This window comes from Delftia sp. WSY_10 (genome assembly GCF_043104705.1).
Classification (GTDB): Bacteria; Pseudomonadota; Gammaproteobacteria; order Burkholderiales; family Burkholderiaceae_C; genus Comamonas; species Comamonas tsuruhatensis.
Window position 1 is genome coordinate 1 of the sequence record NZ_JBICKY010000046.1, and the last position, 14,996, is coordinate 14,996.

At 69.8% G+C, this 14,996-nt stretch carries 12 protein-coding genes and 1 pseudogene; 4 read left to right on the plus strand and 9 right to left on the minus strand.

What is annotated here, in order from left to right; all coding sequences use genetic code 11:
• Positions 1 to 485 (minus strand): annotated as a pseudogene (locus tag ACF8ML_RS18430) (phenylacetate--CoA ligase); the annotation flags it as partial.
• Between the two features lie 148 nt (positions 486 to 633).
• On the opposite strand from ACF8ML_RS18430, the gene paaN reads away from it, so the two are divergent.
• Positions 634 to 2,292 (plus strand): phenylacetic acid degradation protein PaaN, encoded by a 1,659-nt coding sequence (gene paaN / locus ACF8ML_RS18435; RefSeq protein WP_392407602.1) that lies wholly within the window; start codon positions 634 to 636, stop codon positions 2,290 to 2,292.
• A 15-nt stretch (positions 2,293 to 2,307) separates the two neighbouring features.
• Here paaN and ACF8ML_RS18440 read toward each other — a convergent pair whose 3' ends face one another.
• A complete protein-coding gene (locus tag ACF8ML_RS18440; protein WP_012202739.1) occupies positions 2,308 to 2,943 on the minus strand; it encodes a TetR/AcrR family transcriptional regulator in 636 nt (211 codons plus the stop codon).
• Between the two features lie 191 nt (positions 2,944 to 3,134).
• On the opposite strand from ACF8ML_RS18440, the gene ACF8ML_RS18445 reads away from it, so the two are divergent.
• Positions 3,135 to 3,818 (plus strand): response regulator transcription factor, encoded by a 684-nt coding sequence (locus tag ACF8ML_RS18445; protein ID WP_016449578.1) that lies wholly within the window; start codon positions 3,135 to 3,137, stop codon positions 3,816 to 3,818.
• A 5-nt stretch (positions 3,819 to 3,823) separates the two neighbouring features.
• The gene (locus ACF8ML_RS18450) at positions 3,824 to 5,794 is read left to right on the plus strand and encodes an ATP-binding protein (RefSeq protein WP_392407603.1); all 1,971 of its coding nucleotides are present in this window, start codon (positions 3,824 to 3,826) and stop codon (positions 5,792 to 5,794) included.
• On the opposite strand, the gene ACF8ML_RS18455 is transcribed toward ACF8ML_RS18450, so the two are convergent.
• Positions 5,763 to 7,322 carry a serine hydrolase gene (locus ACF8ML_RS18455; protein WP_074923602.1) on the minus strand — a complete coding sequence of 520 codons (1,560 nt, stop codon included), beginning with the start codon at positions 7,320 to 7,322 and terminating at the stop codon, positions 5,763 to 5,765. The genes ACF8ML_RS18450 and ACF8ML_RS18455 overlap by 32 nt on opposite strands.
• Before the next feature lie 142 nt (positions 7,323 to 7,464).
• Positions 7,465 to 8,583 (minus strand): tRNA 2-thiouridine(34) synthase MnmA, encoded by a 1,119-nt coding sequence (mnmA, locus tag ACF8ML_RS18460; RefSeq protein ID WP_065347090.1) that lies wholly within the window; start codon positions 8,581 to 8,583, stop codon positions 7,465 to 7,467.
• Positions 8,584 to 8,685: 102 nt separating this feature from the next.
• On the opposite strand from mnmA, the gene ACF8ML_RS18465 reads away from it, so the two are divergent.
• Positions 8,686 to 9,612 (plus strand): LysR substrate-binding domain-containing protein, encoded by a 927-nt coding sequence (locus ACF8ML_RS18465; protein WP_013804639.1) that lies wholly within the window; start codon positions 8,686 to 8,688, stop codon positions 9,610 to 9,612.
• Positions 9,613 to 9,614: 2 nt separating this feature from the next.
• Here ACF8ML_RS18465 and ACF8ML_RS18470 read toward each other — a convergent pair whose 3' ends face one another.
• Genes ACF8ML_RS18470 through ACF8ML_RS18490 form a run of 5 tightly spaced genes read right to left on the minus strand, consistent with a single transcriptional unit; the run spans position 9,615 to position 14,993 of the window.
• Complete coding sequence (locus tag ACF8ML_RS18470) at positions 9,615 to 10,391, minus strand: enoyl-CoA hydratase (RefSeq protein WP_047328030.1); 777 nt, start codon at positions 10,389 to 10,391, stop codon at positions 9,615 to 9,617.
• An 11-nt stretch (positions 10,392 to 10,402) separates the two neighbouring features.
• Complete coding sequence (locus tag ACF8ML_RS18475) at positions 10,403 to 11,425, minus strand: Bug family tripartite tricarboxylate transporter substrate binding protein (RefSeq protein ID WP_392407604.1); 1,023 nt, start codon at positions 11,423 to 11,425, stop codon at positions 10,403 to 10,405.
• 36 nt (positions 11,426 to 11,461) lie between these two features.
• Positions 11,462 to 12,628: a CaiB/BaiF CoA-transferase family protein gene (locus tag ACF8ML_RS18480; protein ID WP_174538926.1), complete on the minus strand. Its 1,167-nt coding sequence runs from the start codon at positions 12,626 to 12,628 to the stop codon at positions 11,462 to 11,464.
• A gap of 48 nt (positions 12,629 to 12,676) precedes the next feature.
• A complete protein-coding gene (locus tag ACF8ML_RS18485) occupies positions 12,677 to 13,462 on the minus strand; it encodes a citryl-CoA lyase (protein WP_392407605.1) in 786 nt (261 codons plus the stop codon).
• Positions 13,463 to 13,493: 31 nt separating this feature from the next.
• On the minus strand, positions 13,494 to 14,993 hold the full coding sequence (locus ACF8ML_RS18490; RefSeq protein WP_392407606.1) for a class I adenylate-forming enzyme family protein: 1,500 nt from the start codon (positions 14,991 to 14,993) through the stop codon (positions 13,494 to 13,496).
• Positions 14,994 to 14,996 lie beyond the last annotated feature (3 nt).

Genomic DNA, 14,996 nt, shown 5'->3' on the forward strand with positions numbered 1-14,996 from the left:
GTGCAGCCCGCGCGCTCGGCTCCGTAGTGCGCGCCCAGCCCGCCCGTGAACAGGCCATAGCCATAGGCCACATGCACCATGTCGCCAGGCCGCCCGCCCGCAGCGCGGATGGAGCGCGCCACCAGGTTGGCCCAGCTGTCGATGTCATTCAACGTGTAGCCCACGACCGTGGGCTTGCCCGTGGTGCCCGAGGAGGCATGCACGCGCGCCACCTTCTGGCGCGGCACGGCGAACATGCCGAACGGGTAGTTCTCGCGCAGGTCCTTCTTGGTGGTGAAGGGAAAGCGGGCCAGGTCGGACAGCGTGCGCAGGTCGGACGGATGAACGCCCTTCTCATCGAAGGCGCGGCGGTAATGCGGCACGTTGTCGTAGGCATGCTGCAGCGACCAGCGCAGGCGCTGCAGCTGCAACGAGGCGATCTCGTCGCGGCTGGCGGTTTCGATGGGGTCGAGTTCGCCGGGGGCGGGGCGCAGGTCTTTGTTCATCGGGGTTCTGGCGTCGTGAGGCAAGGGGTTCAGAATAATTGACCGACCGGACGGTAGGATTATAAGATGCAGCTTTCTTGAGCAACAAGGCTTGTTGTCCGGTACTAACCCTGATAGCGACGCCACATTCCAACCCAGGAGACATCCCATGCCCGCCCACGCCCTCTACGAACGCCACCGCCCCCTGCTCGACGACGCCCTGCAGGCCCTGTCCCGCCGGGGCCACTGGTCGCCCTTCCCCGAGGCGCCCTCGCCCAAGGTGTATGGCGAGACCGCCCAGGCCCAGGGCCACGCCGCCGTGCAGGCGCTGTTCGGCAAGGACTATCCGCTGCGGCAGCCCGGCGAACGCGCCCGCGTGGCCACCGAGCAATCGCCCTATGGCGTGGCCCTGGACATCCGCTACCCCGAGTGCGATGCCCAGGCGCTGGTGGATGCCGCCCAGGCGGCCGAGCCTGCGTGGCAGGCGCTCGGACCCCAGGGCCGCACCGGCGTGCTGCTGGAGGCGCTGACGCGCATCCACCAGCGCAGCTTCGAGATCGCGCATGCGGTGATGCTGACCACGGGCCAGGGCGCGATGATGGCCTTCCAGGCCGGCGGCCCCCATGCCCAGGACCGCGCCCTGGAAGCCATTGCCGTGGCCTGGAAGGCCATGGCCGACGTGCCTGCCGAGGCCGTCTGGGAAAAGCCCCAGGGCAAGCATGCGCCCGCCGTGCTGCACAAGCGCTTCGAGATCGTGGGGCGTGGCGTGGCCCTGGTCATCGGCTGCGCCACCTTCCCGACCTGGAACACCTACCCGGGCCTGTTCGCCGCGCTGGCCACGGGCAACCCCGTGATCGTCAAGCCCCACCCCAACGCCGTGCTGCCGGCCGCGCTCACCGTGAGCGTGTTGCGCGATGTGCTGACCGAGCAGGGCCTGGACCCCAACCTCGTGACCCTGGCCGTGAGCGACAAGCCCGAATTGACCCAGGCCCTGGCCACGCACGCCGCCGTGGCCTCCATCGACTTCACCGGCGGCAATGCCTTCGGCCAGTGGCTGCAGTCCAACGCGCCGCAGGCACGCCTGTATGCCGAGATGGCCGGCGTGAACCTGGTGGTGATCGAGTCCACCGATGCCTACGCAGGCATGCTGCGCAATCTGGCCCTGTCACTGTCGCTGTACAGCGGCCAGATGTGCACCACCACGCAGAACCTGCTGATTCCGGCCGGCGGCATAGAGACTGACCAGGGCCACAAGAGCTTCGAGCAGGTCGGCGCCGATCTGGCCACCGCCATCGACCAGTTGCTGGCCGATCCCAAGGTGGCCTTCACCGTGCTGGGCGCCATAGGCTCTGCGCAGACCGTGGAGCGCGTGGAACAGGCCGCCACCGTGGGCCGCGCCGTGCGCGCCTCGCAAAAGCTCACCCATCCCGAGTACCCACAGGCCGAGGTGCGCACGCCCGCGCTGCGTGCGCTGGACGTGGCGGACGCCGCCATCTACGAGCGCGAATGCTTCGGCCCCGTCTCCTACCTGGTGGCAGTGCCCTCGGCCCAGGCCGCGCGCGAGCTGGCCGAGCGCAGCGTGCGCGCGCATGGCGCGATGACGCTGGGCCTGTACTCCACGGATGCGGCCTTCGTCGATGCCGTGGCGGCCTCGGCGCTGCGCTCGCGCGTGGCCCTGTCCATCAACCTCACGCAGGGCGTGATGGTCAACCAGTCGGCCGGTTTTTCCGACTTCCATGCCACGGGCGGCAATCCCGCGGCCAATGCCAGCTACACCACGCTGGCCTTCGTGGCCGACCGCTTCGTGGTCGTGCAGCGCCGGTGGTAAGGGACCGGGCCGAGCCTAGGCCTGGCGGGCCTTGCGCGGCTTCTTGCCATCCGGCACGCTGACCGCGCGCACGCCGCCGAAGAACAGCTGGGACACCATGGTGCCAATGGCGTCATGGTCCAGCGTGCCGCCCGGCTTGAGCCAGGTGAAGGTCCAGTTGATCATGCCGAACAGCAGCATGGCCAGGGGCTTGCCCAGGGCGCTGTCGGCGGGCTCGCCGCGCACCTGGGCAATGGTCTGCGCAAAGGCGGCGACCACGCGGCGCTCCACGTCCAGGATGCGCTGCTGGTCTTCCTCGCGCAGGAAACGCACGTCCTCGGTCAGCACGCGGTGGGCATTCTGGGCCTGGGCGTACTCCTGGCCGAAGCCGCGGATCAGCGCATGCAGGCGCTGCTCGGGATCGGCATGGGCCTGCAGGGTGTCGTTGACCAGGGCTTCGAGGCGCAGCACATGCTCTTCGGCAATGCGCACGGCCAGGTCGTGCTTGTCGAGCACATAGTGGTAGAGCGTGGCCTTGGAGACGCCGCAGGCCGCAGCCACCTCGTTCATGGAGGTGCCCGCATAGCCGCGCTGCGCGAACAGCTGGGCGGCGTGGGAGAGGATCATTTCACGCTGGCCATCGTAGCCAGCAGGGTCACGTACGCGTGCCATGCGGCGGCGTCCTTTCGGTAGATGTCGTTGCCAGGGTCCGCCCGTGCGGCCCGGGCCGGAATTATGGACGGCGCAGCGGCGCGCGCCCCCGCGATTACCAGTTTTCAGGGATATGCAAAGATGCGGGCTTCGCCCACAGTCGGGCGGCCATCCTGCCCCTTTTTACGCCCGCCGCTGCGCACGCCTTTTCCATGCCCGCCCACCTGCTTGTCCCAGAGTCCACGCTTCCGGCCCCGGTGCTGGTGGTGGAGGACGAGCCGCTGATCCGCCAGCGGCTGCAGTCCGTGCTGGGCCAGCTGGGCTACACGCCCGATGCCCTGCTGTTCGCCGGCTCCCTGGCCCAGGCCCGCGCCTGCCTGGCCGAGCCCGTGGCCCTGGCCCTGGTGGACCTGGGCCTGCCCGACGGCAGCGGCATCGACCTGATCGCCGAGATGCGCAGCGCAGACCCGGCCGTGGGCATCCTGGTGATCTCGGCCTGGAGCACGGAGGACGCCATCCTCGCGGCGCTGCGCGCAGGCGCCACCGGCTATGTGCTCAAGGAGCGCGACGACCTGGAAGTGTCGCTGTCCATCCGCAGCGTGCTGCGCGGCGGCGCGCCCATCGACCCCTTCATCGCGCGCCGCGTGATCGCCGAGCTGCAGGGCGCGGCACCCGCCACGCCGGAGAGCACCGGCACCGAGTCCACGCTGAGCGCGCGCGAAAGCCAGATCCTGCGCCTGGTGGCCGACGGCCTGACCAACCGCGAGATCGCCGAGCAGCTGCACCTGTCGCGCTACACGGTGGAATGCCACATCAAGCACATCTACCGCAAGCTGGCCGTGTCCTCGCGCACGCGCGCCGTCAACACGGCACGCGTGCGCGGATTGCTGGGCTGACGGCCATGGGCTGGGGGCGCAGGTGGTGCGGCCTGGTGCGGCACTTCGCCCTGGGCCTGGCGGTTCTCCTGTGCAGTAGCTGCGCCTTGGCCCAGGCCTGCCTGCCGCAGATCCTGTCCATCCAGTCCGCCAAGGCCGCAGGCCAGGGACCGCCGCCCATCGCCAGCGCGGTACGCGACTGGCACAACGTGACCCTGCCCGACCACTGGCTGGACCGCTGGCCCGGCTACAGCGGCGCCGTCTGGTACCGCATCGACTGGCAGCGCGGCTGCGCTCACCCCGCTGCCGCCGCTGCCACCGCTCCCGCCGCCGCCGATCCCGTGGCGCTGGCCCTGCACTCCATGGTCATGGCCGGCGAGGTCTTCGTGAACGGCGACCTGCTGTGGCGCGACCGGCACCTGGTCGAGCCCCTGTCGCGCAGCTGGAACATGCCGCGCTTTTGGCTGCTGCCCGAATCCGCCCTGCATGCGGGCACCAACAGCGTGTGGATCCGCGTGCACGGCCTGGCCGAGCAGACGCCGGGCCTGGGCGAGGTGCGCCTGGGCGAGCCCGAGGCGCTGCGCCGGTGGCACGCGCAGACCTGGTGGAACCAGCGCACGCTGTTTGCCATGAACATCGTGGTCTCGCTGGTGCTGGGCGTGCTGTTCGCCTTTGCCTGGCTGCAGCGGCGCGCCAGCAAGGCCTTTGGCTGGTACGCGCTCAATGCCTTCTGCTGGGCGCTGTTCCTGGCCAATATCCTGGCCACCGAGGCCTGGCCCTTCCCCGACACCCTGGCCGTGGCACGCGGCAACCTGCTGGTCTTCTTGCTGTTCAGCCAGAGCTTTTGCCTGTTCACCTGGCGCTTCGGCAGGCTGCACCTGCCCCGGCTGGAAAAGCTGCTGTGGGCGCTGACGCTGGCCGGCATGGCCGCCGCCATCTTCGCGCCCTGGTGGCTGGTGGACGGCGTGCTGCACATCGGCCTGGTGTACTTCGGCATCTGCGTGGCCGTGTCGCTGCACTTTCCGCTGCACGCCTGGCGCACGCGCGAGCCGGGCCACCTGGTCTACGCGGCCTGCCTGCTGGTCTTCCTGTGTGCGGGCCTGCACGACATGCTGGCGCTCAAGAAAGTGATCGGCCCCGCCACGCCCTGGATGCCCTATACCGCACCGCTGACCATGCTGGCCCTGTCCATGGTGCTGGGCCGGCAGTTCGTGCTCAGCATGCGCCGCATCGAGCAGTTCAACCAGGAGCTGACCGACAGCGTGGCGCGTGCCTGCGACGAGCTCGGCGGCACGCTGGCGCGCGAGCATGCGCTGGCGCTCAGCCACTCGCGGCTGCAGGAACGGATGCAGCTGGCGCACGACCTGCACGACAGCCTGGGCGGCTCCCTGGTGCGCTCCATCGCCATGGTGGAGCAGGCCGGCACCCCCATGCACAACCGCCAGTTCCTGTCCGTGCTCAAGCTGCTGCGCGACGACCTGCGCCAGATGATCGACAGCGGCACCAGCGTCTCCGTCACCGTGCCGGACACGCCCCAGGCCTGGATTGCGCCGCTGCGCCACCGCTTTGCCAGCCTGTTCGACGCGCTGGACATGCAGTCCGACTGGCAGGTGCCGGCCGCCTGGCCGCAGCCGCCCGGTGCGCTGCAGTGCCTGGCGCTGACGCGCGTGCTGGAGGAAGCGCTGGCCAATGTGATCAAGCACAGCCGCGCCCAGTGCGTGCAGGTGCAGCTGCAGTGGCCCGAGCCGCATTGGCTGATGCTGCGCATCACCGACGACGGCGCAGGCTTTGACGTGGCCGCCGTGCAGCAGGCCGGCATGGGCGTGGGCCTGCGCAGCATGCAGGCGCGCCTGCAGCGCCTGGGCGGCCATCTGGACATGGATTCAGAGCCCGGCGCCACCGTGCTGGCCGCCTGGCTGCCCGTGCCCGGCGATCACCTGCACGACGGCGCGGAGCAGGCCACCCTCAGCGCGAAAAGCGCCCTATCCCCGCACTGACGCCGGCCGGGGTCAGCACATCGTCGAAATACTCCAGCGTGAGCTGGTTGCCGTCGAACGTGGCCTTGGACAGGCTGCCCGGCGAATCGCCCTCGGGCACGAAGCTGAAGACCTCGCCATCCCAGTGGCTGAGCAGCATGCGCTGCGAACCCAGGCTGACCTGCAGCCCACCGCCGCCCGTCTGCAGGCTGACCTGGGCCGGCCCGTAGAAGCGGTTGGCGTAGCTGCCCACATAGGCGCCCAGCGGCCGGGGCGGTCGGGGAAAGCTGGGCCGGGTCTTGCCCACCAATTCGCCATGCGGCTGCATGATGGGTGCCAGCCGCTTGGTCCAGATGCTCTCCCAGTCCTGGCGCTGGCGGCCCCATTCGACCTGGTCCAGGAACTGCGAGACCACGATCTCGGGCACGCCGATGGGCATGCCGTTGGTCAGCACCACGATGCCCAGCTTGAGCTCGGGCATGACGGTGAAGCTGGTCGCGCTGCCCGTGCCGAAGGCGCCCGAGTGGCTGTAGGTGGTGCGCCCCGCCTCGGACACGCCCACGTTGAAGCCGAAGCCGTAGTAGCGCGCAGGCTCGCCGTTGCCGGCCGGCGACTGCAGCATCTGCGGCGACAGCGCCGTGCGCAGCGCCTGCGCATCGACCACCTGGCGGCCCTCGAAGCGGCCTTCGTCCAGCAGCATGGTCATCCAGCGCGCCATGTCGCGCACCGTGGAGCTGACGCCGCCGGCGGCCGACTGCGCATCGGGCCGGCGCACCGGCCCCGTCTGCCACACGCCGTTGACGCGCAGGTGGCCGGCCGCGCGGTTGGCGCGCGCCTCGAAATCTGCAAACAGCGAGCTGGTCTGCGTCATGCCCAGCGGGCCGTAGACGGCCTGCTGCGACAGCGCCGCCCAGGACTGGCCCGCGATGGCAGCCACGGCCTCGGCGCCCGTGGTCAGGCCGAAGTTGCTGTAGGCGTACTGGGTGCCCACGGGCCGCAGCGGCAGGTAGCGCAGGCGCTCCAGGATCTGGCGCTGGCTGAAGCCCAGTTCCTCCAGCGCATCGCCGGCCTGGCCGGGCAGGCCCGAGCGGTGGGCATACATGTCGCCCACGGTGATGCGCTGGGCAGCGTCGGCGTCCTCCAGCGTCCACCAGGGCAGGCCCTGCTGCACGCGCGTGTCCCAGGACACGCGGCGCTGGCCCACCTGCTGCGCCACCACGGTGGCGCCCACGGACTTGGAGACGGAGGCGAGCTGGAACACCGTGTCCGCATCCACGGCCAGCGACGAGCCCAGACGGCGCACGCCCATGCCCTGGGCATAGACCAGGCGCCCTTCATGCACGACCGCCACGGCCACGCCGGGCACGCCCGTGCGCCGCATCTGCGCGCGCACCTGGCCGTCGAGTTGATCGAGCGCACGCTTGACGCGGTCCGTCACGGGCGGATCGATGGGATCGCCCCAGGACACCTCGCCGTTGCATCCGGCCGTGGCCACGGCGCCCAGGGCCGCTCCCAGAAAATGCCGGCGCGCAAGAATCGATGAAGCCATGGGGTCTCCTGTGGTGCTGTCGTGAAGAACAAAAGGAAAAAGAAAAAGGGGCGGTTGTGCCGCCCCCCGTGACGATAGCAAAACGCGACGGGCCGAATCCTGCCCGGCATCAATGCCGCATCAGTGCCGCGTCAGTGCTGCATCAGTGCGGATCCACCGCCGCGATGATGCCGCCGCCCAGGCACACGTCGCCGTCGTAGAGCACGGCCGACTGGCCGGGCGTGACGGCCCATTGCGGCTCGGGAAAATCCAGCCGGAAGCCCTCGGGCGTGGCGCCCGAGATCAGGGCCGGCGAGTCGGGCTGGCGGTAGCGCGTCTTGGAGCCGTAGGCCTTGCCCTCGGCGGGCGCGTGGCCGGCCACCCAGCTGACCTGGTCGGCCAGCAGCGACTGCGACAGCAGCCAGGGATGGTCATGGCCCTGCACCACGCGCAGCGTGTTGGTGTCCAGCTCCTTGCGCGCCACGAACCAGGGCTCATGGTCGCCGCCACCGCGCGGCGCGCCCTTTTCCTTGACGCCGCCGATGCCCAGGCCCGAGCGCTGGCCCAGCGTGTAGAACGACAGGCCCACATGCTTGCCCAGCTTGCGGTTGCGGTCGTCGAGGATGTTGCCGGGCTCCTTGCTGATGTAGCGGTTCAGGAAGTCGCGGAACGGCCGCTCTCCGATGAAGCAGATGCCCGTGGAGTCCTTCTTCTTCGCGTTGGGCAGGCCGATCTCCTCGGCAATGCGGCGCACCTCGGTCTTCTTCAGCTCGCCCACGGGGAACATGGACCTGGACAGCTGGGCCTGGTTGAGGCGGTGCAGGAAGTAGCTCTGGTCCTTGGCCGGGTCCAGCCCCTTGAGCAGCTCGAACAGCTGCGTGTCGGGGTTCTGGCGCACGCGGGCGTAGTGGCCCGTGGCGATCTTCTCGGCGCCCAGGCGCATGGCGTGGTCCAGGAAAGCCTTGAACTTGATCTCGGCATTGCACAGCACGTCGGGGTTGGGCGTGCGGCCGGCCTGGTACTCGCGCAGGAACTCGGCGAAGACGCGGTCCTTGTACTCGGAGGCGAAGTTCACATGCTCGATCTCGATGCCGACCACGTCGGCCACGGCGGCGGCATCGACGAAATCGACATTGGACGAGCAGTATTCGCTGTCGTCGTCATCTTCCCAGTTCTTCATGAAGATGCCGACCACTTCATGGCCCTGTTGCTTGAGGAGATGGGCCGTGACAGCGGAGTCCACACCGCCCGACAGGCCCACCACGACGCGGTGTTTAGTCATGGCAGCGATTATCCCAGCGCCCTTCAAAGGCTGCGCGCCACGGGCTTTGCAGCCCTGCGCCAACAGGAATAATGGCCCTCTTGCCCCCTAGGAAACGCCCGCATGCGCTACGACCTGACCGATCTCAAGCTGTTCATGGCCATCGCCCAGGCCGGCAATCTCTCGCGTGCCAGCCAGGCGCGGCACCTGACGCCCTCGGCCGCCAGCCAGCGCCTGCGCAACCTGGAGCAGGCCCTGGGCTGCCAGCTGTTCACGCGCGAGCACAAGGGCATGCGGCTGACCGAGGAAGGCCACGCCATGCTCGAGCATGCGCGCGGCGTGTTCGCCGCCATCGACGGCATGGAGGCCGAGGCCGCCCTGCTGGGCAGCAGCCTGCAGGGCAAGGCAACGCTGGCAGCCAACAGCTCCTCGCTGCACGGCTTCATCGGTCCGCACATCGGCGAGTTCCTGACCGCCTTTCCCGAGGTGAACCTGACCCTGGTCGAGCAGACCAGCGAGACGATTGCCGCCAGCGTGGCCGAGGGCGAGGCCGACCTGGGCATCTACGCGGGCGAGCCCATGGCGGGCGCCGTGGCCTGCGAGACCTTTGCACTGGACCGCCTGGTGGTGATCGCCCCGCCCGGCCATCCGCTGGTACCCCAGCCGGGCGAGAGGCAAGACGACGGCGAAGGCCCTTCCTGCCGGTTCTTCGACACCCTGTCCCATGCCTTCGTGGGCATGGCGCTTACCAGCAGCAACTACGCCTTTCTGCGCGAGCTGGCCAAGCGCCATGGCCGGCCGCTGCGCTGCCGCATCCACGTGGATGATTTCACCTCCATCGTGCGGCTGGTCTCGCAGGGCGTGGGCCTGGCCATCATTCCGCACAGCATCTACCGCAGGCTCGGCACCGCGCATGCGGTGGCCTGCCTGCCGCTGGAGGAAACCTGGGCACGGCGCCCGCTGCAGCTGGTGCGCTCCAGCGAACGGCCGCTGACGCCCACCGCGCAGCGGCTGCGCAGCTTTCTGAAAGGGCTGGCCGACAAGGCCTAGGTTCAGGGCTGGGCCTGGGCCTTGGCCTGCTTGCGCTCCAGGAAGGCATTCATGTGGTGCTGCGGCTCGCCCGTGTTGAAGGCCGCGCCGAACTCGGCCACGCTGTCGGTGATGGCCGAGTCCACGCCCATGCCCTCCCAGCGGCGCAGCAGGCGCTTTTGCTGGCGCAGCGCCTCGATGCCGATCCCGCCCAGCCCCTCGGCAATCTGCGCGATGCGCGCATCGAGCTGGTCGCCGGGCACGCATTCGTTGAGCAAGCCCCAGCGCTCGGCCTGCAGGGCGCCGATGTTCTCGCCCGTGAGCAGCAGCCAGCTGGCGCGCGTGCCGCCGATCTGCGCGGGCATCATGGCCGCGTGGATCACCGAGGGAATGCCGACCTTGACCTCGGGCATGCCCACCACGGCATCATCGGCCGCGATGCGCAGGTCGGCCGCCATGGCCAGCTCCAGCCCGCCGCCCAGCGTATGGCCCTGCAGCCGGGCGATCACGGGCACGGGGAAATGCCGCACCGCGTTGCACAGATCGCGCAGCCCGCTGATGAAGGCGCGTGCCGAGGCGGCGTTGAGCGACGCCATCTCGCGGATGTCGGCCCCCGCCACGAAGGCGCGCGTGCCCGATCCGCGCAGCACCAGGCAGTGCAGATCGGGGCGCTCGGCCAGCTCGGCCAATTGCGCGGTCAGCGCGCGGATCACGGGCGTGCCCAGGATGTTCAGCGGCCCGCCGCCGGTGATGGTGAGCACGGCGGTCTGCGGGGTGGGAAAGGTCACTTGTGCATGCACGGCAGATCTCCTCAAAGTTTCTCGAATCCGATGTCGCGGATCAGCTGGGACCAGGCCCGGTTGGAGCGCTCCACCGTCTGCCTGAACTGCGCAGGCTCCTGGAAGTCCACGACGGCGCCCTGCTGCTCGATGGTCTTGATCAGCTCGGGCTTTTGCAAGGTCTTGCGCATGGCTTCGCTGAGCCTGGCAAGAATGGCGGGATCGAGCCTGGCAGGCGCGCCCAGGCCGTACCAGGACATGTCGTTCATGGGCTTGAGCCCGGCCTCGGCATAGGTGGGCACGCCGGGCAGGGCCGGAAGGCGCACGGGGCTGGACACGGCCAGCGCACGCAGCTGGCCGCCCGCGATCAGCGCGCCAGAGGACGGCATGTTGTCGAACACCACATCGAGCTGCCCCGCCATCAGGTCGTTGAGCGCCGGCCCCAGCCCCTTGTAGGGCACATGGGTGAGGGTGGTGCCCGTGGTGCTGCCGAACAGCGCACCGCTCAGGTGGCTGAGCCCGCCATTGCCCGAGGAGCCGTAGTTGAGCTTGCCCGGCGCGGCGCGCGCCGCGTCGCTGACGTCCCTGGCGCTCTTGTAGGCCGAGCCTGCGCTGACCACCATCACGCCCGGCACGTTGGCGATGTTGGTGATGGGCGTGAAATCCCTCACGGGGTCATACGCAGGCTTGGCGTAGACGTTGGGGTTCACGGCATGCGAGCTCTCCACCATCATCACCAGGGTGTAGCCGTCGGCCGGCTGCTTGGCCGCATAGGCCGAACCCGTGCTGCCGCCCGCGCCGGGGCGGTTTTCCACCACCACGGCCTGGCCCAGCGTCTCGCCCAGGTAGCGGGCCGCCACGCGCGCGATCACATCGGTGGCGCCGCCCACCGCATAGGGCACGACCAGGCGTACGGGCCGCTCGGGATAGCTTCCGGCCCCCGGTGCCCCCGGTGCCCCCGCTGCCCCCGCTGCCCCCGCTGCATATGCCAGCGGCATCCCCGCCAGCGCGGCGGCTGCCACGGCGGCCTTCAGTGCTTTCATGCGTTTCGTCATCCTTGTCTCCTTCTTGGCTTGTCGATGTCTAGGGATTCAGAGGTCCTGCGGCGCCGCACCGAGCACGGGCGGCGGCGGCACCTGGGCGCCACTGCCGGCCGGCACCATGGGGTTGCGCACCAGCCTCAGCGTGCCCAGCTGCGGGTGCTCCACCGTCTGCAGCATCTGGCGGTGCCGCACCTGCGGATGGGCGAAGACCTGCTCCATGGTGTTGATGCAGCCCCAGGGCACCTGGGCGGTGTCCAGCGCATCGGTCAGGGCCTGCAGCGGCCAGCGGCCCAGCGCCGCGCGCAGCAGCGGGCGCAGCTGCGCCATGCCGGTCAGGCGCGCGGCATTGGTGGCAAAGCGCGCGTCCAGGTGCCAGTCCGTGCCCAGCACGGAGCACAGGGCGGCGAACTGCCCGTCATTGCCGATGGCCAGGATGAAATGCCCGTCTGCGCAGGCAAACACCTCGTAGGGCGCGCAATTGGGATGGGCGTTGCCCGTGCGGCGCGGGTTCTCGCCGCTGACCAGGTAGTTGGCCGCCTGGTTGGCATTCATGGCCACGGCCACGTCCAGCAGGGCCAGGTCGATGTGCTGGCCGCGCCCCGTGCGCTGGCGCTGCACCACGGCCGCCAGCACGGCGCTGGTGGCATACATGCCCGTCATCAGGTCCACCACGGCCACGCCCGTGCGCAGCGGGCCCGCGCCCTCCTCGCCATCGGCCACGCCCGTGTAGCCCATGAGGCCGCCCAGCCCCTGGAACACATAGTCGTAGCCGGGCTTGTGCGCAAACGGGCCGCTCTGGCCGAAGCCCGTGATCGACAGGTAGATCAGCCCGGGGTTGATGGCGGCCAGCGCCGCGTAGTCCAGGCCGTGGCGCGCCAGCGCGCCGGCCTTGTAGTTTTCCACCAGCACGTCGGCATCGCGGATCTGGCGCAGCAGCCAGGCATGCGAGGCCGGCTCGGTGAAGTCCAGCGCCACCGACTGCTTGCCGCGGTTGCAGGACAGGAAGTAGGCCGACACGGTCTCGCCACCGGGCGCCTGCACGAAGGGCGGGCCCCAGGCGCGCGTGTCGTCGCCCGTGCCGGGACGCTCGATCTTGAGCACCGATGCGCCCAGGTCGGCAAGGTTCTGGGTGCACCAGGGTCCCGCCAGGATGCGGGACAGGTCCACCACGCGCAGGCCGTCGAGGGCGCTGGACAGTCCATGGGTTTGTTGCATGGACTCCATGCTCGCGGCATGGCGCGCGGTGGTCCATCGGTCATTGCTTCACGCAGCGTTCGCGGAAACTGCATGCCCCGCGTAGGGGATGGCCTCCTCCACCGTTTCCCAGATGAACCGGCCCGACGGGCTTTGCTGCTCCTCCACCACATGCGCCACCAGCCCGGCCGCCCGCGAGATGACGGCAAAGCCGCGCATCACGGCCGTGGGCACGCCGATCTCGCCCAGCAGGGCGGCCACGGCCCCCGTGGCATTGATGGTGATGGGCCGGCCCGCTGCGGCGTCCACGGCGGCGGACAGGGTTTCGAGCGCGCGGATTCTGCTGCCCGCCAGTTCGGGTTCGGCACGGCCCATGTCCAGCAGCTTGTAGGCGCGCGGGTCCACGGGCTTGTGCAGGTGGTGGCCGAAGCCGGGCACGGGGCTTTTCAACGCCTTGTGGTGCTGGGCGATGGCGAGGGCCTCGGCCTCTGGGTCGGCGGCGGCGGCAATGCGGTCGAGCAGCGCGGCGCAGTTCTCCATGGTGCCCACGAAGGAGCTGCCCACGGCCAGCAGGCCGGCCGAGACGGCGCCCTGCAGGTTCTCGGGCGCGCTCATGTAGATGAGGCGCGTGGCGATGGCGCTGGGCGTGAGGCCATGCTCCATGAGCACGATGAGCACCACATCGGCGATGCGCAGGTCCACGGGGCGCGGCGTGCGGCCCAGGATCTGCATCAGCATCACCTCGGTGAAGGTCTTCTTGCCCATCAGGTCCTCGACCAGGTCGGCATCGCGGTAATGCAGGCTGGTGAGGGTGTGGGTGCACAGGCGGGTGACGGGGGGTTGGGGGGTTGCCATGGCCAGGGTTTCCTTGTGATGGTGTGCGGGATCAGCGGGGTGCCAGCGCAAGCTCGCGCACGGCCGTCTTGAGCAGCTTGCCCACGGGCGAGCGCGGCAGGCTGGCGTGAAAGTGGATGCGCTTGGGTGTCTGCACGGGGCCCAGGCGCTGGCGCACGAAGGCGATCAGTTCGGCCTCGTCCGGCCGCTGGTCGGGGCGCAGTTCGGCGCGCAATTGCACGGCTGCCTGCACGGCCTCGCCCCAATGGTCGTCGGGGATGCCGAAGACCACGCACTCATGCACGGCCGGATGCTGGCCCAGGGCGTTTTCCACATCCACGGGATAGACGTTGAAGCCGCCCGTGATGACCAGGTCCTTCAGGCGGTCCTTGAGGTGCAGGTAGCCCTGCGCATCGATCAGGCCCCGGTCCCCCGTGTGCAGCCAGCCGTTCACCAGGGTCTCGGCCGTCTTGCCGGGCAGGCGCCAGTAGCCGCTCATCAGCAGATCGCCGCGCGCCACGACCTCGCCCACCTCGCCCCGGGGCAGCAGGCGGCCGTCGGGCGCCATGATGGCCAGGTCGCTGAACCAGGTGGCCCGGCCCACGGAGGTCCACAGGCCTTCGTCCTCGAAGTCCTCGGGCCGCATGGCCGTGAGGATCTGCGGCGCCTCGGTCTGGCCATAGGTGGTGGACAGCACGGGGCCGAAGAAGGCGCGCACCTGGCGGATTTTCTCGGGCGGCATGGCGGCGCCGCCGTAGATGAGGCGGCGCAGGCCGGGGAAGTCCGCACGGCTGGCGCCCGGCAGCGCCATCAGCATGTAGATCAGGGTGGGCGGCATGAAGCACACGGTGCCGCCGCGCACGGCAAAGGCGCTGCGCACGGCCTCGGCACCCGCACCATCCAGCAGCACATGGCAGCCGCCCTGCGCCAGGATGGGCAGCAGGTAGGTGGACGTGCCATGCGTGATGGGCGCGGCCATGACGTAGCGGTCATGCTCATCGAACCCCCAGGCCTGGATCTGGTTGGCAATGCCGGCCATCCAGGCGCGGCAGGGCTGCATCACGCCCTTGGGCAAGCCCGTGGTGCCACCCGTGAACTTGATGGCCTGGATGGCATCGGCGGGCAGGTCGGGTGTCACAGGCAAAGCGCCGGTCTGCGCCTGCTCCAGGGCCGCCGTGCCCTCGCCCAGCACCAGGTGGATGCCCGGCGCCCCTTGCACCAGTGCAGCGCCACCCGCATCGCACAGCACGATGGAGGGCTCGGTGGCATCGATGATGCGGCGCACCTCGGACTGCGTGCTCTTGGGATTGAGCGGCACCCAGACCTTGCCGCTGGCCATCACCGCCAGCAGGGCGGCGACATGGTCTGCGCTGTTGCCCGCGCAGATGCCCACGCGGCTTTGCACGGCGGGCTCCAGCACCTGCAGGCCGGCCGCCAGCGCGGCCACCTTGCGGGCCAGCGCGTCATAGCGGATGCAGCCGCCCGGTGCGTCGATGGCGATGCGCTGCGGCCAGCGTTCGGCCGCGCGCCAGAAAAAATCAATGGGTTGCATGGG